The sequence below is a fragment of the Rhodovulum imhoffii genome (assembly GCF_003046545.1).
Lineage (GTDB): Bacteria > Pseudomonadota > Alphaproteobacteria > Rhodobacterales > Rhodobacteraceae > Rhodovulum > Rhodovulum imhoffii.
The window spans coordinates 1-20,715 of the sequence record NZ_QAAA01000009.1 but is presented as its reverse complement, the minus strand read 5'-3'; the positions used below and the strand labels follow the sequence as shown (position 1 = coordinate 20,715).

Below are 20,715 nucleotides of genomic sequence, written 5' to 3'. Positions count from 1 at the left end.
TTTTGTCTTGGCGGTTGCGCGGCTATATACAGGCAGGTATGCCAAGCCGCAGAGCCCAAGGAAACCCCATGACACCCGGATCTCAGATCGCCTGGGACGATACCGTCCTGCCTTTCCAGCTTGACCGCAGCGACATTCGCGGTCGTGTCGCACGGTTGGACGGCGTTCTGGAAAAGGTGCTCTCCCAGCATGACTACCCCGCCGGGATCGAGGCGCTGGTGGCGGAGACGGCGCTCCTGACGGCGCTGATCGGCCAGACGATAAAGCTGCGCTGGAAGCTGTCGCTCCAGGTGCGGGGTGACGGCCCGGCACGTCTGATCGCAACCGACTACTATGCACCCGCGGAGGCCGGGGGGCCTGCGCGCATCCGTGCCTATGCAAGCTATGACAAGGATCGCCTGCAAGAGGGCGCCAACCCCTTCAGTCAGGTTGGAAGCGGATATTTTGCGGTGCTGATCGATCAGGGCAAGGGGATGGTTCCCTACCAGGGCATCACACCGCTGGCGGGCGGGTCTTTGAGCGCCTGTGCGCAGACGTATTTCGCCCAGTCCGAGCAGCTTCCCACCCGGTTCCAGCTTTCCTTCGGGCGTTCGCACCTCCAGGGGCAGGCCGAGGGCTGGCGCGCGGGCGGCGTGATGTTGCAGATGATGCCCAAGGCCTCCCCCCATGTGGCCGGGGCCAGCGGGGAGCGTGGCCTGCTGGAACCCGAAGATATCCTCCACAGCGGTGAGGCCGAGGACTGGAGCCGCGCCAATGCCCTTCTGGACACCGTGGACGACCTGGAACTGATCGGCCCCAGCGTGCAACCGACGGACCTTCTCGTGCGGTTGTTTCATGAAGAAACGCCCCGTGTGTTCGATGCCCAGCCGATCACTTTCGGCTGTACCTGTTCGCAAGAACGTGTGCGCCAGAGTCTGTCGATCTATTCGGCCAGGGACATCGCGCACATGACGACCGAAGAAGGCGTGGTTACGGCAGATTGCCAGTTCTGCGGGGCTCATTACCGGATGGATCCCGCGACGCTCGGTTTCGAGGCGGAGAAGGGCAATGGGCACCCATGACCCCGTTGCTGCCCTGCGTGCGGCCCTTGCCCGAACGGGCGGGGAGACGTCGGACCATGACCTGAATCCGGATTTTCCGCGGCTGCCCGGTCGCGTTCTGCGCCCGGCGGCGGTTCTGGTGGCGGTCAAGCGGGGGCCGGCGGGGCTGCATGTGGTGCTGACGAAGCGATCCTCCCGGCTCAGGCACCATCCCGGCCAGATCGCCTTTCCCGGCGGCAAGCTGGATGCGGGCGATGCCGGACCCGTCGCCGCCGCCCTGCGCGAGGCGCAGGAGGAAATCGCCCTGCCGCCCGAGAACGTCGAGATTCTGGGCCTCTTGCCCTGCCACGAAACGGTAACCGGGTTTACCGTGACGCCGGTTCTTGGGGTGTTGCGTGGGCCTTTTACCCCCGTGCCCGAGGCAGGGGAGGTCGAGGAAATCTTCGATGTGCCTTTCACTCACCTGGTGCAGCCGGGAAATTTCCGGGTCCAGGCGCGACGCTGGCGCGGGGACTGGCGCTTCTACTACACGGTGCCTTTTGGGCCATATTATATCTGGGGGGCGACGGCACGCATTCTGCGGGCGCTTGCCGACCGGGTGGCACCATGAGGTTGGCGGAAGACTGGGTTGCGGCCCCCCCCACGCAGGCCGTCTGTGCGATGCTGACGGGGGCAGGGTTCCGGGCGCTGTTCGTGGGGGGGTGCGTGCGCAATGCCCTGATCGGCGCGCCGGTCAGCGACATCGATATTGCAACCGACGCCCCGCCGGACAAGGTGGCTGCGCTGGCCGAAACCGCAGGTCTGCGCCCGGTTCCCACCGGGCTGGCCCATGGGACGGTGACGGTGGTGTCGGGCGGGATCCCGCACGAGGTCACGACCTTTCGCCGAGACCTGCGGACCGATGGCCGCCACGCGCAGGTGTCCTTTGCCACAACGCCCGAAGAAGATGCCCGCCGCCGGGACTTCACCATGAACGCCCTTTACGCGACGCCCGATGGCGAGGTTTTCGATCCGCTGGGCGGGCTGGCCGACCTGAGGGCGCGGCGAGTCCGCTTCATCGGTGCGGCGGCGGACCGCATCCGCGAAGATTATCTGCGCATCCTGCGGTTTTTCCGGTTTCATGCCTGGTACGGCGATGCCGGCGCGGGGCTGGACCGGGAGGGGCTTTCCGCCTGTGCGGCGCTGGCCGGGGGGATTGCGGACCTGTCGCGGGAGCGGTTGGGTGCCGAGATGAAAAAACTGCTGTCCGCCCCGGACCCGGCGCCGTCGGTAGCGGCAATGACGCAGGCCGGGGTTCTGATGCGGATCTTGCCGGGCGCGAATCCGGGTGCCCTGCCGATTCTGGTGCACCTTGAGACCGCGTGGGGGATGCCGCCCGATCCGATCCGCCGCCTTGCCGCGTTGGGGGGGGATGCCGTGGCCGGGGCGCTGCGGCTCAGCCGGGCGGAGGCAAGGCGGCTGTCGGCCTTGCGCGTGGCGGCGGAAAGCGACGCCTCTCCGGCAGAGCTGGGCTACCGCCTTGGTGCGGACGGGCCGGATGCGGTTCTTTTGCACGCGGCGCTTGTGAAAAGGCCGCCCCCGCCGGAGGCCCGCGCCCAGGTCGGGGCAGGTGCGGCGGCGTGTTTTCCGGTGTTGGCGCAGGACCTGATGCCCGCCCTGTCCGGCCCGGCGCTTGGCCAGCGTCTGAAGGAGCTGGAGGCGCGCTGGATCGCCTCGGGCTTCGTCCTGACGCGTGAGGAGCTGTTGCGCTAATCGCTGCGTCTGCGGGGCCGGTTTTCCCCGGCCCGGATCAGGGCTATATCCGGGGGGGCCAACCCGAAAAGGCATCCCCCGTGTTCCGTTTTCTCGAAACCCTTGTCGACCCCTATCAGCCGTATCGGGAAACCGACGAGCCGCCGCGCCGCCTGTTGCCGTTCCTTCGGACTTATGCGCGCCCGTTCCACAAGGTGTTCGCGGTTGCGGCGACACTGTCGGTCATCGTTGCGACTATCGAGATTGCGCTCATCTATCTCATGGGGCAGGTGGTGGATGTGCTGTCTTCAGGGACGCCGGAGCAGGTCTGGCAAGATCACGGCTGGATGTTGATCGGCATTGCGCTGTTCGTCCTGATTCTGCGCCCGGCGATACAGGGGCTCGATGCGGCGGTGCTGAACAACGCCATCATGCCGAATTTCGGAACCCTGATCCGCTGGCGGGCGCACCGGCAGGTCTTGCGGCAGTCCGTGGGCTGGTTCGAGGACGACTTCGCCGGGCGCATCGCCAACCGCATCATGCAGACCCCGCCCGCCGCGGGAGAGGCGATCTACCAGGTCTTTGACGCCATCGCCTTTGCGCTGGCCTATGCCGTGGGGGCGGTCGTTCTGTTGGGAGAGGCCGACATGCGGCTGGCGTTGCCCTTGCTGTTCTGGCTGGGGCTGTATGCGGTACTGGTGCGCTGGGTGATCAGGCGGGTCGGGCCGGCGTCGAAGGCGGCTTCGGCGGCGCGCAGTGCCGTGACCGGACGGGTCGTGGATGCCTATACCAACATCCATGCGGTCAAGCTTTTCGCCCATCACGACCGGGAGGCGAGTTATGCAAAAGAGGCCATCGAGGAGGCCCGCCGCAGCTTTGCCGCCGAGATGCGGATTTACACTCTCATGGATATCGCGCTGACGGCGTTGAACGGGTTTCTGATCGTGGGTGTCGTGGGCTGGGCCATCGCGCTCTGGATGCAGGGTGCGGCCAGCGTCGGCGTGGTGGCCGCAGCCACGGCGCTGACCTTGCGGCTCAATGCCATGACGGGCTGGGTCATGTGGGCGCTGTCCAGTTTTTTCCGGGCGCTGGGTGTGGTGGCCGAAGGGATGGAGACGATTGCCCATCCCGTCACCCTCACCGACACGTCCGGTGCCGGGCCGCTGGACCTGCGTGCGGGCAGGGTGGAGGTGCGAAACCTCACCCACCACTACGGGCGCGACAGCGGCGGACTGGCGGATGTCAGCCTGACGCTGGAGCCGGGGGAAAAGGTTGGCCTTGTCGGGCGCTCGGGGGCGGGGAAGTCGACGCTGGTGAAGTTGTTGCTGCGCTTTTACGACCCCGAGGGAGGACGTATCCTGATCGACGGCCAGGACATCGCGCAGGTTACCCAGGAAAGCCTGCGCCGGGAGATCGCCATGGTCGGGCAGGAGGCCAGCCTGATGCATCGCTCCGTGCGGGAAAACATCCTTTATGCCCGCCCCGATGCCAGCGAGACGGAGATGGTTGCTGCCGCGTGTCGTGCCGAGGCGCATGACTTCATTCTCGGCCTTCGCGACCCGCAGGGGCGCACCGGCTACGATGCCCAGGTGGGCGAGCGGGGGGTAAAGCTTTCCGGCGGTCAGCGCCAGCGCATCGTACTGGCCCGCGCGATCTTGAAGGACGCGCCGATTTTGGTGCTCGATGAGGCGACATCGGCACTCGACAGCGAGGTGGAGGCGGAGATCCAGAAAACGCTTTATGGTGTGATGGAGGGCAAAACCGTCATCGCCATCGCCCACCGCCTGTCCACCATCGCCCACATGGACCGCATCGTGGTTCTGGACGAGGGGCGGATCGCGGAGCAGGGAACCCATGTGGAGCTGCTGGCGCGAAAGGGGCCTTATGCCCGCTTCTGGGCGCGCCAGTCGGGGGGCTTCCTCGGAACGGAGGCCCCGGATTGAAACCTGCCCATCTGATCGACCCGTTTCGCCCCGCGCGCGGTGCCCCGCCCCGGCGGCTGGGCCGGTTCATGCTGTGGTGCCTGCGCGGGGCGTGGCCGGCGATCCTTCTGGCGGCGGCGATTTCGGCCCTGTCCGGCACGCTGGAGGTCCTGGCGGCACTGCTTTTGGGGGTTGTCATCGACACGGCGCTGGAGGCCGGGCCGCAGGGGTTCTTTGCCACGCACTGGCCGCTGCTTCCGGGGTTGGGCGTATTCTTCATTCTGCTGCGTCCGGCGGTTTTGGGGCTGAGTGCCTTCGCCAGTTCGGTGGTGGTGCAGCCCAACATTACCCCCATGGTGCAGGCGCGGCTGAACCGCTGGACACTGGGCCAGGCGGTGGGGTTCTTCGATGACGATTTTGCCGGGCGCATCGCCCAGAAGCAGATGCAAACCGCCCGTGCCGTCACCGATGTGATCTCAGAGATGGTGAACGTCGTCGCCTTTGCCCTGGCGACGCTGATCGGCTCTGCGGTGCTTCTGACCACGATCGACCTGCGGATCGCCGCGGCCCTGAGCCTTTGGCTCATGGCATATTTCGCGCTGATCCGCTGGTTCATGCCGCGTATCCGGCGCCGCTCGGCGGCGCGGGCCGGGGCGCGCGCGGCGGTGTCGGGGCAGATCGTGGATACGATCACCAACGTCAAGACCGTCAAGTTGTTCGCTCATGACCGGTATGAGGAAGACTCCGTCCGGGCTGCGCTGGGCAGCTATCGCGACAAGGCCGCGGGTTTCGGACAGGTGGCGGCGCTGTTTCGGGTGTCTTTGCTGGCGCTGGCGGGGGTCCTGCCGGTGGTTCTGATCGGCGGAGCATTGATCTTGTGGTCCGCCGGGGAGGCCAGTGCGGGCGATATCGCTGCCGCGGGGGCGGTGGCCCTGCGTATCGCGCAGATGACGGGGTGGGTCAGTTTCACGCTGATGGCCGTTTACGCCAATATCGGCGAGATCGAGAATGGCATGAAGACCCTCGCCGCGCCTCATGCCCTGACCGATGCCCCCGGGGCCCGCGACTTGCGGATGCGGGACGCGAAAGTGGCTTTCGATGGCGTCACCTTTACCTATGGGCGGCGAGGAGGCGGCATACAGGATCTGTCCCTGACCGTGAGGCCGGGGGAAAAACTTGGTATCGTGGGGGCCTCGGGGGCGGGGAAGTCGACGCTGGTGTCCCTGTTGCTGCGCCTTTACGACCCAGAAGAGGGCCGGATTCTGATCGACGGTCAGGATATCGCGCAGGTTACCCAGGAAAGTCTGCGCCGCGGGATTGCGATGGTCACGCAGGAAACGGCCATGTTCAACCGTTCGGCGCGGGAAAATATTCTGTACGGTCGCCCCGGTGCCAGGGATGCCGAAATCATTGCCGCCGCCCGCAAGGCCGAGGCCCATGATTTCATCCTTGGCCTCAGGGATGGCACCGGTCGCACGGGCTATGATGCCCATCTGGGGGAGCGGGGGGTGAAGCTTTCCGGGGGGCAGCGCCAGCGTATCGCGCTGGCACGCGCGTTTCTTAAGGACGCGCCGATCCTCGTTCTGGATGAGGCGACGTCGGCGCTGGACAGTGAACTGGAGGCATCGATCCAGTTCGCCCTGCACCGGGTGATGGAGGGCAAGACCGTCCTGGCCATTGCGCACCGCCTGTCCACCATCGCGCAGATGGATCGCATCGTGGTGCTGCATGAAGGCCGGATTGCGGAACAGGGAACCCATGCTCATTTGCTTTCCCGTGCCGGGTTGTATGCACGCTACTGGACGCGGCAATCAGGGGGGTTCATCGGCCTGAGCGAGGTTGAACAATGAACGTGAAGATCGAACGGCTTTCCCTTCGGGGGGAGGGGCTGAGCGCAGAGGGGCTGACTGTGCCGCGGAGTCTGCCGGGCGAGGTCGTCGAGGGTGCGGTGGATGCGGGCCGCATCCACCGGGCGAGGGTGATCACGCCTTCTCCGGATCGTGTGCGTCCCCCCTGTCCCCATTTTCGGGCCTGTGGGGGCTGTGCGCTGCAACATGCCAGCGATGCGTTCGTCGCGGACTGGAAGACGCAAGTGGTGGCGCGCGCCCTTTCCGGCCAAGGGCTTGAGGCGCCCGTTAGCCTTGTGCACACCTCGCACGCCCGGGCGCGACGGCGGGCGGTGCTGGCCGGGCGGCGCACGAAGAAGGGCGTTATGGTTGGGTTTCATGGCCGCGCCTCGGACATGATCGTGGCGGTGCCCGGCTGTACGTTGTTGCACCCGGACCTGGTGGGATGCCTGCCGGCACTGGAAGATCTGACCGCCGAAGGTGCGAGCCGCCGGGGAGAGGTTGCCTTTACCCTGACGTTGTCAGGGGCGGGGGTGGATGTGGCCGTGAAGGGGGCGCGGGAGGGCGAATTCGGGCGTCTTGCCGCACTGGCAGATCGTCACGACCTTGCCCGCCTGACTTGGAACGGCGAGCTGGTGGCCACCCGCCGCGAACCCGCGCAACGTCTGGGCCGGGCGCAGGTTGTGCCGCCGGGCGGTGCGTTCTTGCAGGCGACGGCCGGAGGGCAGTCCGCCCTGACCGGCCTGGTGCTGGAGGCGTTGGGGACACCTGCACGAGTGGTGGATCTGTTCGCCGGGGTGGGGACGTTCACGTTGCCTGTCGCCGGGCGTGCCGAGGTTCATGCCGTCGAAGGCGACGCGCTGATGCTGGCGGCGCTTGAGCGGGGCTGGCGACAGGCGCAGGGTCTCAGGCGGGTTACGGTTGAGCCGCGCGATCTTTTTCGCCGCCCCCTGACCCCCGATGAGCTGGCAGGCTTTGACGTTGCCGTTCTGGACCCGCCCCGGCCCGGAGCGGAGGCCCAGGTGGACCGGATCGCGGCTTCGCGGTTGGCGCGGGTGGTCATGGTGTCCTGCAATCCGGTCAGCTTTGCCCGCGATGCAAGGCGGCTGGTTGAGGGGGGCTTTGCCCTTGGGGCGGTTTCGGCGGTGGACCAGTTTCGCTGGTCGGCGCATGTGGAGCTTGCAGCCTGCTTTACGCGCGACCATATCGGCTGAAACCCGTATTTTTCCGCAAGGCTCAAAGATGCAAAGCAGGCTGGTCCGATTTCTGGAGCGTCCCCTTTTCCGCAACGCCATCATGGGCGTCATCCTGTTCAACGCCGTGCTTTTGGGGATGGAGACTTCAGGCCGGATCATGGCGCATTTCGGGCCGTTGATCCTTGCGCTGGACAAGCTGTGCCTCGCCATTTTCGTGGCCGAGATCGGGCTGAAGCTGGGGGCCTACAGGTTCGGATTTTTCCGGTCCGGCTGGAATGTGTTCGACTTCTTGATCGTCGGGGTGTCTCTGGTCCCCGGCGCACAGACGCTCAGCGTGTTGCGGGCCTTGCGTATCCTGCGGCTGCTGCGGGTAATCTCCGTCGCGCCGCGCCTGCGCCGGGTGGTGGAGGGCTTCATCACGGCATTGCCGGGCATGGGGTCGGTGTTCTTGCTGATGGGCCTGATTTTCTACATCGGTGCGGTAATGGCGACCAAGCTGTTCGGGGGCGCGTTCCCCGACTGGTTCGGTACGCTGGGCCGGTCGGCCTACTCGCTTTTCCAGATCATGACGCTGGAAAGCTGGTCCATGGGCATCGTGCGCCCGGTGATGGAGGCCTACCCTTATGCGTGGCTGTTTTTCGTGCCGTTTATCATGGTCACGACCTTCGCGGTGGTGAACCTGCTGGTTGGCCTGATCGTGAACTCCATGCAGGACGCCCATCATGAAGAAGACACTCTGCGTACCGATGCCTACCGGGACGAAGTGCTTGCCCGGCTGGAGAAGATCGAGAGGTTTCTTGAAAACCGGGGCTGAACCCGCAAACGCATTTACCTGCTGAAAATCTTTTCGTTTTCTGCTATGGGAGTGGAAAAAATCGTGTGAGGCAGTGAAATGATTACGCGTCGTGGCTTGGTGACGGGCTGTGCGGCAGTCATCCTGACCGGGGGCTCTTCGAAGTTCCAGGCCTATGACGGGCCGCAGGTAACCCGTGTCATCATCAGCAAAAGCAAGCGTCGCATTTACCTGATGCACCATGACAGGGTTCTCAGGCATTATCGGATCGGGCTGGGCTTTCGGCCGCAGGGCGACAAGCGCTACCGCGGTGACGGGCGCACGCCAGAAGGCCGGTACTGGATCGACCGGCGCAACCCCAACAGCCGGTACCACCTGTCACTGGGAATCTCTTACCCCAGCCAGAGAGATGTTGCCGAGGCGCGCGCTCTGGGCAAGCATCCGGGCGGAGACATCTTCATTCACGGACAGGCCGGTCAGAACCGCGGCAAGGGCCAAGACTGGACCGCCGGCTGTATTGCGGTCCGGGACCGCGACATCGAACAGATCTATGCCATGGTCGAGGACGGGACCGAGGTTTATATATTACCCTGAACCTGCGCCATGAGTACGTGTGGCGCGCCGGTGACGAGGGTCCACCAGATCTTGCCGCTGGGTTCCTGAAAGAAGGCAAAGCCCAGATCGCGCGCGGTGGGGTCAAGGATCACGTCGCGGGTGGGTTTTTCCTCCATCCATGCGGCCAGGGTTTCCAACTCGGTCTCGTAGGTTTCGGAGATGTTTTCCCCCATCATGGTGCCGGGGTAGCCCGTGCGGCGCACCCGGTCCAGCGGCGACGACCCGTCCGAGCCGAAATGCCAGGGCCTGTTTTGTACTGCCATGTCCCGCGCATGAGTCGCCGCGGCAGCGTTGAGCCGGGCGTTCAACTGCAATTCCGGGGCGGCTGCGGCGCGGCGCAGGGCGTTGACCGAATCCAGCATGCGATACTGGACAGCGGGCGTATCCCTTTCCGACAGCTTGTAAACTTTCGGAATTGGCCGCCCGTCCGGGCCGATGGCGCCGGATTGCGGGCTGCAGGCCGCAAGGGCCAGACCGACAGCAATGGTAACGACAGAAACGCGGATCATGGGGTGTCCCTCTGGTGAATACTGAAGTCTTAAGGCCAAGCCGGACGTCTTTCAAATCTATTGCGCGGCTGCTGACGGGAGTTTGAATTGCGCTTGAGGTGTGAGAGATTTACAAGATATCAACCTTTGTGTTCACGGAGTTCCCTTATGACACGTCGTATCCTCGGCGATCTCGACCGCCGCTCTTTTCTTGGGGGAGCGGCAGGTGTTATTGGGGGGCTGTCTGCCCCGTCGGTTCTGGCGCAAACCACATCGCTGAGCGCGCCGGAGGAAGGACGCACCCCCACACGCCATAACATTTCCAGCTTCCGCTCTCTCGACTGGAGACCGTATTTTCAGAATCTTCGCAACGGTGCGATCCTTGTCGATACGACGTCGCGGGCGTTGCATTTCTGGGCCGAGGATCAGGCGGTCTACAAGCTGTACCCGTCCAGCGTGCCGCTTTCCGAAGAGCTGACCCGCCTTGGCCGGACGGAGGTTGTGCGCAAGGTCGAAGGCCCAAGCTGGCGCCCGACGCCGTCGATGAAGGAGCGCAACCCGGAATGGCCCGATTACATAGGACCGGGTCCGGACAACCCCCTGGGGACACATGCCTTGTACCTGAGCTGGACCTATTACCGGATTCACGGAACTCACGACACGCGCAAGATCGGGCGCAAGTCTTCGAACGGCTGTATCGGTCTTTACAATGAACATATCTCCGAGCTTTTCAGTTACGCGAAGATCGGCACGCAAGTGTTGCTGATTTAGCAAAATTTCAGAATTTAACGGGAATTCTCCGCCCGTGTCTTGTGGCATCCATCCGCCTGATTACATCCAACCTGCGCCCCTGGCGCATGGTTGAAGAAGGGTGCTCCGGCACCCGTTCAGGAGGTTCAAATGAAGAAAATCGCTCTCGCTGCCGTTTTGTCTGTCGCGGCGTCTGCCGCTTTTGCCGGCGGTTACAGTGAGCCGGTCATGGAGCCCACGATCGAACCCGAAGTCATCGTTGAAGACACCGCGTCGTCCGCTTCGGGGATTCTTGTGCCGCTCATGGCGCTGATCATGTTTGCGGGGGTTGCGGCCAGCTGACTTCAGGCGGGTTCATGTAAAGGCGGCGGGTTTTCCGCCGCCTTTTGCGTGCCGACCCACCCGTTGATTAAACTTGTCCGTACTTGATCGGAACCTGCATTGGCAGGACCCGCAAGGGCAGAAATCCAATTCTTTGATTTCATTGGGTTACCGGACGGGAAGCCGTGGCTTTGGGTGCGCTTTTTCCAACCCTTCCTTAACAATTCGGGACTACCTCAAGGGAACGGGCGTTTTAAACGCCACCCATTCACGGAGATTTGGGGGCTTCCTTGCAGGACGGCGATCAAGGTTTTGAAATGGCACCCCGGCGCAGCCCGAGCGCGCCGGATGCGCTCTATTGCTTTCTGAACGCGGCCCGGGGCCGGCCGGTCATTATCGATGTCGGGCGGGTCGAGGTCGTGGATGCACCGCGCATGCAGATTCTTCTTTGCGCTGAAAGGGAGTGGCGGTCTGCCGGCGTGAAGTTCAGGCTCTCCAACTGCACCGAAATCTTCCGGCGTGGCGCATCCATGCTGGGCGTAGACATGGAAATCTTTGAACAGGAGCCAGGCGCATGACGATCAGGGTGTTGGCAATAGATGACTCGCGAACGATCCGTGACCTGCTGCGCGCAACGCTGGAGGACAGCGGGTTCGACTATCATTGTGCGGAGGACGGGGTAGCCGGAGTCGAACGCTTTCAGGATGTTCGCCCGGATGTGGTGATCGTGGATATCAACATGCCGCGCCTTGACGGGTTCGGGGTCATCGATGCGCTGCGCCGCGGAGAGGCCCCCAGTTCGGTGCCTATCATTGTGCTGACGACGGAATGTTCCCCCGATATGAAGGCCCGCGCCCGCGATGCCGGGGCAACGGGCTGGATTGTCAAACCGTTCGACGATGTTGCGCTTGTCTCTGTGCTGCGGCGCGTTACGGGGCACGCGGCCTGACATGTCCAGCCTTCAGGATACTTTCTTCGAGGAGTGTGAGGAGTTGCTTCTCGCGCTGGACGAGGGGCTGGGCCAGGTTGTCTCCGGTGCCCATGACAAGGAAACCGTGAATGCGGTGTTTCGTGCCGTGCATTCCATCAAGGGCGGCGCGGGAGCGTTCGGGTTCGACGATCTCGTATCCTTTGCCCATATTTTTGAAACGGTTCTGGATGAGCTGCGCGCCGACCGGCTGTCCCCCGATGCCGATCTTGCCAGAGTTCTTTACGCGGCAAGCGACCGGCTTGCCGCATTGGTGGAGGCCACGCGTGACGGAACCGCGGCGGACGCGGCCGCGCGCGACAGCGTTCTGGCGGATCTCAACGGCTACCTCGGCAATGCGGGGCAAGAGGAGGCGTTCAATTTTCCCACCCTGACACTGGATCTGGAGCCGCTCGCCGCCGCACCGGCGGAGTGGTACGAGATCGTCTTTCGTCCCCATGACGGCCTCTCGGCAAACGGGCACGAACCGGCGCTGATGTTTGCGGAACTGGCCGAAATGGGGGAAATCGGGGTGGTTCTCGATGACTCGGCCCTGCCGGACTGGGACGGTTTCGATCCGGAGAAATCCTATCTGGGCTGGACCATATCGCTGTGCGGCCCGCAGACGGAGCCGGCTGTCGCCGCAGTTTTCGATTTTGTCGAGGGGTTGTGCGATCTTGAGATCCGCCACATCCCCGCAGAGGATGCCCCCACCCCGGACTCTGTGCCGGACCTTGCCGTCGAGGTGCTGCCAGTGGAAACCCGGCCCCCCGGTGCCCCGCCTCCGGCCGACCTGCCCGACAAGGCCAGGGCGGAGCATCAGGGTGGCGCCCGTCCGACCCTGCGCGTCGATCTGGAGCGCGTCGACCGGCTGATCAACACGGTGGGGGAGCTGATCATAAATCAGGCCATGATCTCGCAGAGAATTCATGCGCTTGACCTGCCGGCGGGGAATCCGCTGGAAAACGAACTGGAGGACTACAAGCTTCTGGCCCGCGATATCCAGGAAGGGATCATGGCAATCCGGGCCCAGCCGGTCAAACCGTTGTTTCAGCGTATGGCCCGGATTGTGCGCGAAGCTTCGGCATCCACCGGGAAGGATGTGGAATTCGTCACCACCGGTGAGGCGACGGAGATAGACAAGACCCTGATCGAGCGTCTCGCGGACCCCCTGACTCATATGATCCGCAACGCAGTGGATCACGGGCTTGAACCGTCCGATGCCCGCACGGCCGCCGGGAAGTCCGCGCAGGGGCGTATCACCCTGTCCGCCTGCCACAGGTCCGGCAGTGTTTTCATAGAGGTTTCCGATGACGGCGCGGGGCTGAATCGAGAAAAGATTCTTGGCGCCGCCGTTCGGAAGGGGCTGGTTTCCGAATCCGCCGATTTCAGTGAATCCGAAATCGACGCACTGTTGTTCCTGCCCGGATTTTCAACGGCGGCGGAGGTCTCCAACCTTTCCGGCCGCGGGGTGGGCATGGATGTCGTCAAGCGCGCGGTGCAGGATCTGGGCGGACGAATTACCATTTCTTCGGTTCGTGGGCGGGGCACAACCTTTACCATCGTCTTGCCGCTGACGCTGGCTGTGTTGGACGGCATGGTAATCTCGGTTGCCGGGCAAACCATGGTGATGCCGATCACGGCAATCCTTGAGACCATACGCCCTGAGGTACAAGACCTGCACAGTCTCGGCGCGGAAGGTCAGCTTCTGTCCATCCGGGGTCAGTACGTGCCGGTGGTCGATGTGGCCAGCAGCCTTGGCCTGACCCGCCCGGATAGAGTGAATGAAGAGGGCGTTCTGATCCTCGTCGAAACCCAGACCCAGGAGCGGCGGGCTTTTGCCGTGGATATGGTGCATGATCAGCGGCAGGTCGTCATCAAGAGTCTTGAGGGCAATTACGGTGTTGTTCCGGGCATTTCGGCGGCCACGATCCTTGGAGACGGCAAGATCGCGCTGATCCTTGACCCGGACAGTACCGCGCAGCTTTCGCCCCGCCCCACCCCCATGAAAGAGGAGGCCTGAATGTCGATGACCGCTGAAGACACGGCGTTGCAAAAGGATCTTGAAGTTGTCACGTTCTCGGTTGCCGGGCAAAGCTACTGTCTCGATATTCAGAGTATTCGCGAAATTCGCCGCTGGTCTCCGGTGACCGCGCTGCCCCATGCGCCGGCAGATGTCCTGGGGGTGATGAACCTGCGCGGTTCGGTCATTCCCATCTATGATCTCGCGGCCCGGTTCGGGCTGGACAACATCCGGCAAAGCGAGCGGAACGTGATCATCGTTGTCGCGCTGGAAGGGAACATCGTCGGCCTTCTGGTTGAGGCCGTCTCAGAGGTCTTGTCCGTATCGCGCGCGGATATTCAGCCGACCCCCGACATCAGGTCCGAGGCCACGCGCCGCTGCATCACCGGCGTCATTTCCGTCAATGGAGACATGATCCGCATGGCGGATCTGAAGGCTGTCATCCATCCTCAGAAGGTTACCCCCGCATGATGAGCGCCGCCCCCGCGCCGCGCGAAATCCGGGACTTTGTCTTTACCGATGCGGATTTCCGGGCGATCGCCGAAATTGCCCACCGGGAATTCGGGCTGAACCTGCAAAGCGCCAAGAAGCCTCTTGTTGCCTCACGCCTGGCCAAGCGATTGCGCGGCCTTGGGGTTCAAAACGTCAAGGCCTACCTTGCCCGTCTGGAGGACAGGGAGGAGCTGACGGCTCTGTTGTCATTGCTGACGACCAACGTCACCCATTTCTTTCGTGAACAGCATCACTTCACCTACCTGCGGGAGAGGGTTCTGCCGCCTCTTCTGGATCATGCCCGGCGGGGCGGGCGGGTTCGGCTTTGGTCGGCGGGCTGTTCTTCGGGACAGGAGCCCTACTCGATCGCCATGACGGTTTTGGGGCTGTATCCGAACGCAGCTGATCTGGATATCCGGCTTCTGGCGACGGATATCGATCCGGTCGTTGTCGACCGTGGCCGGCGCGGGGTTTACGACCGGGAAGAGCTTGCCGCGATTCCACGGGAACACCATAAGTATTGCATGCTCAACATGCGTCTGGGCCGACAGTTTCGCATGGCGGACCCGGTTCGCCGGCTGGTGACTTTCGGGGTGATGAATCTCGTGGTGGACCTGCCGGTGAAGGGCCCGTTCGACGTCATATTTTGCCGAAATGTCGCCATCTATTTCGACAAGGCGACGCAACAAAAGGTCTGGGCGTCGTTCGGTCGGGTCATGGGGCCGTCCGCACATCTGTTCATTGGCCACTCCGAGCGGATCTCGGGGTCGGCGGCCAGCGGTATGCGCAGTGTGGGCATCACGATTTACGAGAAAGCTGCCGGGGTTCAGCCCCGCATCGGATGAAGGAGGCAGAATGAGTCTGAGGAATTCCTTGCGGGTCATGGTCGTCGATGACATGTCCACCAGCCGCGGGCTTATCACCCAGTCGCTGGAACAGATCGGAGTCATGAACTACACCACCGAGAACAACGGTCGCTCGGCGCTGCCCAAGCTTGTCGGGGCACCGGTTCATCTTGTCCTGTCCGATTACAACATGCCCGATATGGACGGGTTGGAATTGTTGCAGGCGTTGCGGGAAAACCGTTCGACCCAGCGGATCGGATTCATTCTGGTGACCGGGCGTCCAACCCCGGAGCTGATCGAACAGGGGCGCAGGCTGGGGCTGAACAACATGATCAAGAAACCGTTCACGGCGGCATCCATGAGGGCCTGTATCGAACAAGTTGTGGGGCGGCTGTGACGCACAAGGCCGCTTGTGCCGTCCTGGAAAGTCTTTCGCAGGAACTGGCCCGGCAGGCTGAACGTATTGATCGCCTTGAACATGAGATTCTGCCGCTTCTGGCCTGCCATAAGCTGAGCCGTGCCCAGTTGCATGCGCTTCAGGATCTGGATCTTTTGTGCCAGTCCCTTCGCGATTTGTCGCGCTATACGTCGGCTCTCGGGGCGCAGGCCGGGCCAGATGACAGGCTGAACACGACGGGCTGTTTCGAGGTTCTGCATCTGCGTGATCTTGCGGATCGGCTTGGTGGTGGAGAAGGGCATTTGCGGCATGATTCGGGTGAGGTCGATTTGTTCTGAAATACGTCACATTTTAGGTATTCCCGCCCCGGAATGCCGTCGCGATTAGGCCAAACTTAAACCCTGTCTGGCCACTCTGGCAGAGAAACCGATACCAACCCGCTTTTGCAGGTGGTGCTGACTGGAGTGACCATGAAAGCTATTCGATCCATGAAACTGGCGACGAAACTGCCGCTTGCAATCACGGCGTTCTGTTTGCTGGTGACCACCATCCAGGCCGTTGTGGCCTTTACCAATGCCCGTGCGAAATCCGTTGAGCAGGCGGAGGAGCACTTTTCCTCAACCATTCTCGACCGCCGCCAGTCCATTCAAAACTGGTTGGAGGTAATAGATTCGGATGTGATAACTCTTGCGGCCAGCCCGACGACCCGCACGGCGTTTCAGCGCCTGAATTCTGCCTGGAACACGCTTGAGAACCCGATGGCGTATCTTCAGCGCGTATATATCAACGAAAACCCGTTTCCGAGCGATCAACGCGCGATGTTCGACAAGGGGGAGGAAACGGGTCTCTACAATACGCATCACGGTATTTACCATGATTTCTTCAGGAAATTTCAGAACTCCAAAGGCTTCCACGATATCTTCCTGTTCAATGCCGAGGGCGATCTGATTTACTCGGTCCAGAAGGAGCGGGACTTCGCAACGAATTTCCGCAACGGCGCCTATGCGGAGTCAGGACTGTCAAAGGCGTTCCGCCGGGCGATGGAAGGAAGTGCGGGGCAGGTTTATGTCGCGGATCTTTCCTATTATGCGGCAAATGACAGGATGTCCCTTTTCGTTTCGTCGCCAATCGTGGACGAAACCGGAAGGAAGATTGGCGCGGTGGGGCTTGAGCTTCCTCTGGAGCGTTTGACGAGAATTATTGCCAATGAGCGCGGACTTGGCAAAAGCGGCGAAATCTATGTGGTGTCCTCAAACATGCGGCTGGCAACGGAGCCGCGTCTCAAGGATGGTCCAAAACTGATGGATGTCGTGCCGGCGCTGCCCCAGGTGGAGGCAGCCCTGGATGGGGAGGAACGCTTTTACGAGAACGTTTCCGGTCTTCAGGGGCGCCCGGTTATCGCCTATGCCAGTGGCTTGCACTATCACAACGCCAAATGGGCCCTCGTTGCCGAACAGGACATGGCGGAAATATACGCCCCCGCACGGCAGACCGGGATGGTCCTGGTGGCGTTTGCGGCGGTTTCGGCAGTGTTGCTGTCGATCCTGGGGTGGCTGTTCGCCCGCACGATAACCGTGCCGCTTGCGCATACGACAGAAGCCATGCTGGACATATCAAATGGAAATCTTGACATTGACGTACCCGATACCGACCGTAAGGACGAGATCGGCGATATGGCTTCCAGCCTTTCGGAACTCAAGGACAAGCTTGTCGAGGCGCGCACCGCGAATGAAGAACGGGCCGAGATGCAGCGCCAGCTTCAAAATGTCGTGGAAAGCCTGACCGTCGGGCTGACCTGCCTGGCCAAGGGGGACCTGACGCGCCCAATTGCGGAACCGTTTCCGGCGGCCTATGAATCGCTGCGTCTCAATTTCAACAAAACGCTGTCCACCCTGAATTCCGCAATGTCGGATGTCGTGGCCGCCGCCGAGAGTATCAATCGCGGCTCGGTAGAGATCAGTCAGGCGTCGGACGACCTTTCCAACAGGACGGAAAACCAGGCCGCGACGCTTGAGGAAACCGCTGCTGCGCTGGATGAACTGACGAGTGCCGTCAAGTCCGCCGCTGATGGTACGAAGTCCGTGGCCGAAACCGTGGGCCAGGCCCGAAGCGAAGCCGAACAGACCGGCCAAACCATGCAAAGCGCTGTTTCGGCGATGACCGAAATCGAGAAGTCGTCCGAGCACATTTCCCAAATTATCGGCGTGATCGACGACATCGCCTTTCAGACGAACCTTCTGGCTCTGAATGCGGGGGTGGAGGCTGCTCGCGCAGGGGATGCCGGTAAGGGCTTTGCCGTCGTAGCGTCGGAGGTCCGGGCTCTGGCCCAGAGGTCTTCGGAAGCGGCGAAGGAGATCAAGACCCTCATCAGCAGCAGCACGCAGCAGGTCAAGAATGGTGTGGAACTCGTCGGACTTGGCGGCAAGGCGCTGGACGGCATTGTGGAACGGGTTCAGCATATTTCGACCCTGACCACGGAGATTGCCGCCAGTGCCGAAGAACTGGCCAACGGAATCGGGGAAATCAACACCGGCGTAACGCAACTGGACCAGGTAACCCAGAAAAATGCCGCGATGGTTGAGCAGACTACCGCCGCCAGCCACTTGCTGAACAAGGATGCAGCGCAGCTTTCCGATCTCGTGTCGCGCTTTGTGACGTCCCAGTCTGAGGCCGACCTGGCCGGGGATCTTCCGCCAGCCGTGAGGCAGGGTGAGGAGATCGCGGACGGCACCCAGACCTCGCGCACCATCAATGGGGGTGCACATCCGGGGGTCTGGCAAGACTTCTGATCCGGAAACGGCGAAGCGCCAAGGCGCTTCGCCATCAGGCCACCGAGGAACCCTGCCTTGGCACAGATTGACACGATTATAGCCTCCCCCAGCCCGGTGGAATGCAGGAGACTGCAAAACATTCTGGAGAAAGAGCCGGATTTTCGTATTCTGGCCCAGGCCCGTGATCTGAGCCAAACCTACACCGCGACCGAGGCGCTCAGTCCTGCGATCGTACTTATCAGCCAAAGTTTCGCCGCCTTGCCGGAGTTCGAGGTGATGCACATGCTGTTCAGGGTGCTCGACACCCGGTGGCTGGTAATCGAGAATGGCGATGCCTGTACGCCGCATCTCAAGATCACGCGCAACTCGGACCTGTTTACCATAGACCTGCGCAGCGGCGGGGCGGGCCTGGTGCCGCTGATCCGGTCTGTGACGCGGGCACAGCGCCGGAAAATGGTACCTGCCCGACCGGTCCGGCAGAGTATGCCGGGGCAAAAGAAACTTGTCATGATCGGCGCATCGACAGGCGGGGTGGATGCGTTGGCCACGCTTTTGTCCGGTTTTCCGACAGATTGCCCGCCGACGATGATCGTTCAGCACACCCGCCATTCGTTCGGAGGCAGCCTGATAGGGTTGCTGGATCGTCAATGTGCCGCCCATGTGATGCCTGCGAAAGACCGCATGCGTCTTGACCCCGGAACGATCTGCATTGCCGCGGGTGGCCGGGCACATATGCAACTGGCGATTTCTCACGCCCCCCAGGTTCGCCTGGTTCCTTCGGCCCCGGTATCCGGACATCTGCCATCGGTGGACGCGATGTTTCACTCGGCGCTTCGGGTTGCGCCCCGAACGGTTGCCGTTCTGCTGACCGGAATGGGCCGAGATGGCGCCCGTGGCATGCTGGAGTTGCGACAAGCCGGGGCCAGCACGCTTGCCCAGGATGAGGCGAGCTCGGTTGTCTACGGGATGCCGAAAGCGGCCTGGGAAAACGGCGGCGCCCAAAAGCGCATACCGTTGGTCGATATGGCCGCGGAAATTCTGAAGGCGGCGTCCATGTCCGGGGAAGAGGCGAAACCATGATTGGGAATGGCGCAAAGTTTCGGATTGTGAATGTCTTGCAGGGAGAATTCTACGTTACCAGGCGCCCGGATGAAGTGTTGTCCACGGTTTTGGGCTCCTGCGTGGCGGTTTGCATGATGGACCCCATGGCCGGGATCGGCGGAATGAATCACTTCCTGTTGCCCGAACGCGACGGGCCGGATGGCGAGACTGTGAAATTCGGTGCTTACGCGATGGAGCTTCTGATCAACGCGCTTCTGAAAGGCGGGGCCCGGCGGAGCAGGCTGGCGGCAAAGGTATTCGGGGGCAGTTCGTTGAATGACAACCTGCGCGATATCGGGCGCGACAATGCCGATTTTGCCAGGGGGTTTCTGACCAACGAAAAGATTCCGATCTTGTCGGAAAGCCTTGGCGGCACCTCGGCCCGCCGGATCCGATTTTCCCCGGCGACTGGGTTGGTGCAACAGTTCCTTGTGCCCAGCATGCCGGACCTCGAGGTGCCCGGACCCGGATGCAGACCTGCGCCTCTGCGTCGCGAGGTTGAGCTTTTCAATTAGGCAGCAGGCCCATTAATTCCTGTTCATTTGCATGAGCTTGTGATTCAATTTTCGTCAAACGACAGGCGGGAGCAGGCTATGGCGCGTTCAGACATGAGTGATCTGGAGTGGGCCTTCATCAAGCGGTTCTGCCGAATAAATCTCGGGGCGTTAGGCGTGTTGATGACCGGTGTGTCATCAACGGCATTTTCTACGTTCTGCGCACCGGCATTCCTTGGGCTGATCTGCCGAGCGAATACGGCCCGCCTACCACGATCTACAATCGCTTCAACCGTTGGACCTGTGCCGGTCACTGGGACCGGATTATGGAGGCGGTGGCGGATGCCCACAATGTGGATACGGTCATGGTCGATGGCACAAGCGTGCGCGCCCATCATTCGGCAACCACGCTCAAAAAAACGACCCGCGTCGTTGCCGACCAGACGCATCAGCGTCCGCAGTGAGGTCGGGGCGGTATGCCTAAAGCGGTTTGCGTTTGATTTGACTCGGCTTGGGATTCACAGGCCAGATTTTTCTCTGGTTCACTTCTGTTGGGAGGTGGATCATGGGCAAACCTTACTCTTTGGACCTTCGGGAACGGATTTGCGCTTGCGTCGCTGAGGGCAACTCGGCCCGTTCAGCGGGGCGGCTGTTCGGCGTGAGTGCAGCCACGGCGGTGCGATTGGCAGCGGAGCATCGTGAATACGGTAAGGCGGTTCCCAGGCCACAAGGTCGCCCCGCCGGTCAGTTCGGCAAACTCGCCCCGCACCGGGATTTTCTGCTGGAGATCGTGCAAGCCGGACCGGACATTACGCTCAAGGAATTGGCCGCCGTGATTGGATCAGGCGCCGCCGCAGGCATCTACCTTGGCACCGAGACCCGTCATGCACTAAGACTGAAACCGGGCCACCCGATAGGGGCA

21 protein-coding genes and 2 pseudogenes are annotated in these 20,715 nt (G+C 62.4%); 22 read left to right on the top strand and 1 reads right to left on the bottom strand.

Annotated elements, in window-relative coordinates:
* The first annotated feature begins 68 nt into the window (after positions 1-68).
* From hslO to C8N32_RS08570, 8 genes are all read left to right on the top strand, one after another.
* On the top strand, positions 69-1,061 hold the full coding sequence (gene hslO / locus C8N32_RS08605; RefSeq protein WP_107892513.1) for an Hsp33 family molecular chaperone HslO: 993 nt from the start codon (positions 69-71) through the stop codon (positions 1,059-1,061).
* Positions 1,048-1,650: a CoA pyrophosphatase gene (locus tag C8N32_RS08600; protein ID WP_107892511.1), complete on the top strand. Its 603-nt coding sequence runs from the start codon at positions 1,048-1,050 to the stop codon at positions 1,648-1,650. Before hslO ends, C8N32_RS08600 begins: the two co-directional genes overlap by 14 nt.
* Positions 1,647-2,792, top strand: a complete 1,146-nt coding sequence (locus tag C8N32_RS08595) for a CCA tRNA nucleotidyltransferase (protein WP_107892509.1) — start codon at positions 1,647-1,649, stop codon at positions 2,790-2,792. Before C8N32_RS08600 ends, C8N32_RS08595 begins: the two co-directional genes overlap by 4 nt.
* Before the next feature lie 80 nt (positions 2,793-2,872).
* Entirely contained in the window at positions 2,873-4,714 is a 1,842-nt protein-coding gene (locus C8N32_RS08590) for an ABC transporter ATP-binding protein (RefSeq protein WP_107892507.1), read from the top strand.
* Entirely contained in the window at positions 4,711-6,543 is a 1,833-nt protein-coding gene (locus C8N32_RS08585) for an ABC transporter ATP-binding protein (RefSeq protein WP_170106761.1), read from the top strand. The genes C8N32_RS08590 and C8N32_RS08585 overlap by 4 nt, the downstream gene beginning before the upstream one ends.
* Positions 6,540-7,754, top strand: coding sequence for a class I SAM-dependent RNA methyltransferase (locus tag C8N32_RS08580; protein ID WP_107892505.1), 1,215 nt, complete (start codon positions 6,540-6,542; stop codon positions 7,752-7,754). The genes C8N32_RS08585 and C8N32_RS08580 overlap by 4 nt, the downstream gene beginning before the upstream one ends.
* Positions 7,755-7,782: 28 nt before the next feature.
* A complete protein-coding gene (locus C8N32_RS08575) occupies positions 7,783-8,550 on the top strand; it encodes an ion transporter (protein ID WP_107892503.1) in 768 nt (255 codons plus the stop codon).
* 78 nt (positions 8,551-8,628) lie between these two features.
* Complete coding sequence (locus tag C8N32_RS08570) at positions 8,629-9,123, top strand: L,D-transpeptidase family protein (protein ID WP_107892501.1); 495 nt, start codon at positions 8,629-8,631, stop codon at positions 9,121-9,123.
* Here C8N32_RS08570 and dalA read toward each other — a convergent pair.
* Positions 9,108-9,653, bottom strand: coding sequence for a divisome-associated lipoprotein DalA (dalA, locus tag C8N32_RS08565; RefSeq protein WP_107892499.1), 546 nt, complete (start codon positions 9,651-9,653; stop codon positions 9,108-9,110). The genes C8N32_RS08570 and dalA overlap by 16 nt on opposite strands.
* 147 nt (positions 9,654-9,800) lie before the next feature.
* On the opposite strand from dalA, the gene C8N32_RS08560 reads away from it, so the two are divergent.
* The 14 genes and pseudogenes from C8N32_RS08560 to C8N32_RS08495 form a co-directional block, all read left to right on the top strand.
* Positions 9,801-10,403, top strand: coding sequence for a L,D-transpeptidase (locus C8N32_RS08560; RefSeq protein ID WP_107892497.1), 603 nt, complete (start codon positions 9,801-9,803; stop codon positions 10,401-10,403).
* A 129-nt stretch (positions 10,404-10,532) separates the two neighbouring features.
* Entirely contained in the window at positions 10,533-10,724 is a 192-nt protein-coding gene (locus tag C8N32_RS08555; RefSeq protein ID WP_107892495.1) for a hypothetical protein, read from the top strand.
* Between the two features lie 269 nt (positions 10,725-10,993).
* Positions 10,994-11,281, top strand: a complete 288-nt coding sequence (locus C8N32_RS08550; RefSeq protein WP_107892493.1) for an STAS domain-containing protein — start codon at positions 10,994-10,996, stop codon at positions 11,279-11,281.
* The gene (locus C8N32_RS08545; protein ID WP_107892491.1) at positions 11,278-11,652 is read left to right on the top strand and encodes a response regulator; all 375 of its coding nucleotides are present in this window, start codon (positions 11,278-11,280) and stop codon (positions 11,650-11,652) included. The genes C8N32_RS08550 and C8N32_RS08545 overlap by 4 nt, the downstream gene beginning before the upstream one ends.
* A 1-nt stretch (position 11,653) precedes the next feature.
* Positions 11,654-13,693 (top strand): chemotaxis protein CheA, encoded by a 2,040-nt coding sequence (locus tag C8N32_RS08540; protein WP_107892489.1) that lies wholly within the window; start codon positions 11,654-11,656, stop codon positions 13,691-13,693.
* A complete protein-coding gene (locus C8N32_RS08535) occupies positions 13,694-14,164 on the top strand; it encodes a chemotaxis protein CheW (protein WP_107892486.1) in 471 nt (156 codons plus the stop codon).
* Positions 14,164-15,030 (top strand): CheR family methyltransferase, encoded by an 867-nt coding sequence (locus C8N32_RS08530; RefSeq protein ID WP_242509531.1) that lies wholly within the window; start codon positions 14,164-14,166, stop codon positions 15,028-15,030. The genes C8N32_RS08535 and C8N32_RS08530 overlap by 1 nt, the downstream gene beginning before the upstream one ends.
* Positions 15,031-15,040: 10 nt before the next feature.
* On the top strand, positions 15,041-15,427 hold the full coding sequence (locus C8N32_RS08525) for a response regulator (RefSeq protein WP_107892482.1): 387 nt from the start codon (positions 15,041-15,043) through the stop codon (positions 15,425-15,427).
* The gene (locus C8N32_RS08520; RefSeq protein WP_107892480.1) at positions 15,424-15,765 is read left to right on the top strand and encodes a hypothetical protein; all 342 of its coding nucleotides are present in this window, start codon (positions 15,424-15,426) and stop codon (positions 15,763-15,765) included. The genes C8N32_RS08525 and C8N32_RS08520 overlap by 4 nt, the downstream gene beginning before the upstream one ends.
* A 132-nt stretch (positions 15,766-15,897) precedes the next feature.
* Positions 15,898-18,216, top strand: coding sequence for a methyl-accepting chemotaxis protein (locus C8N32_RS08515; RefSeq protein WP_146159695.1), 2,319 nt, complete (start codon positions 15,898-15,900; stop codon positions 18,214-18,216).
* Positions 18,217-18,273: 57 nt separating this feature from the next.
* Complete coding sequence (locus tag C8N32_RS08510) at positions 18,274-19,278, top strand: CheB methylesterase domain-containing protein (protein ID WP_107892476.1); 1,005 nt, start codon at positions 18,274-18,276, stop codon at positions 19,276-19,278.
* A complete protein-coding gene (locus C8N32_RS08505) occupies positions 19,275-19,814 on the top strand; it encodes a chemotaxis protein CheD (RefSeq protein ID WP_107892474.1) in 540 nt (179 codons plus the stop codon). The genes C8N32_RS08510 and C8N32_RS08505 overlap by 4 nt, the downstream gene beginning before the upstream one ends.
* 78 nt (positions 19,815-19,892) lie before the next feature.
* Positions 19,893-20,221 (top strand): annotated as a pseudogene (locus tag C8N32_RS08500) (IS5 family transposase); the annotation flags it as partial.
* Positions 20,222-20,358: 137 nt separating this feature from the next.
* A pseudogene (locus C8N32_RS08495) lies at positions 20,359-20,715 on the top strand (hypothetical protein); the annotation flags it as partial.

Coding starts and splice junctions, on each gene's coding strand:
- C8N32_RS08580 (WP_107892505.1), top strand. CDS start 6,540: ATGAACGTGAAGATCGAACGGCTTTCCCTTCGGGGGGAGGGGCTGAGC.
- C8N32_RS08560 (WP_107892497.1), top strand. CDS start 9,801: ATGACACGTCGTATCCTCGGCGATCTCGACCGCCGCTCTTTTCTTGGG.
- C8N32_RS08570 (WP_107892501.1), top strand. CDS start 8,629: ATGATTACGCGTCGTGGCTTGGTGACGGGCTGTGCGGCAGTCATCCTG.
- C8N32_RS08555 (WP_107892495.1), top strand. CDS start 10,533: ATGAAGAAAATCGCTCTCGCTGCCGTTTTGTCTGTCGCGGCGTCTGCC.
- C8N32_RS08595 (WP_107892509.1), top strand. CDS start 1,647: ATGAGGTTGGCGGAAGACTGGGTTGCGGCCCCCCCCACGCAGGCCGTC.
- C8N32_RS08540 (WP_107892489.1), top strand. CDS start 11,654: ATGTCCAGCCTTCAGGATACTTTCTTCGAGGAGTGTGAGGAGTTGCTT.
- C8N32_RS08575 (WP_107892503.1), top strand. CDS start 7,783: ATGCAAAGCAGGCTGGTCCGATTTCTGGAGCGTCCCCTTTTCCGCAAC.
- C8N32_RS08505 (WP_107892474.1), top strand. CDS start 19,275: ATGATTGGGAATGGCGCAAAGTTTCGGATTGTGAATGTCTTGCAGGGA.
- C8N32_RS08525 (WP_107892482.1), top strand. CDS start 15,041: ATGAGTCTGAGGAATTCCTTGCGGGTCATGGTCGTCGATGACATGTCC.
- C8N32_RS08600 (WP_107892511.1), top strand. CDS start 1,048: ATGGGCACCCATGACCCCGTTGCTGCCCTGCGTGCGGCCCTTGCCCGA.
- C8N32_RS08530 (WP_242509531.1), top strand. CDS start 14,164: ATGAGCGCCGCCCCCGCGCCGCGCGAAATCCGGGACTTTGTCTTTACC.
- dalA (WP_107892499.1), bottom strand. CDS start 9,653: ATGATCCGCGTTTCTGTCGTTACCATTGCTGTCGGTCTGGCCCTTGCG.
- C8N32_RS08515 (WP_146159695.1), top strand. CDS start 15,898: ATGAAAGCTATTCGATCCATGAAACTGGCGACGAAACTGCCGCTTGCA.
- hslO (WP_107892513.1), top strand. CDS start 69: ATGACACCCGGATCTCAGATCGCCTGGGACGATACCGTCCTGCCTTTC.
- C8N32_RS08535 (WP_107892486.1), top strand. CDS start 13,694: ATGTCGATGACCGCTGAAGACACGGCGTTGCAAAAGGATCTTGAAGTT.
- C8N32_RS08545 (WP_107892491.1), top strand. CDS start 11,278: ATGACGATCAGGGTGTTGGCAATAGATGACTCGCGAACGATCCGTGAC.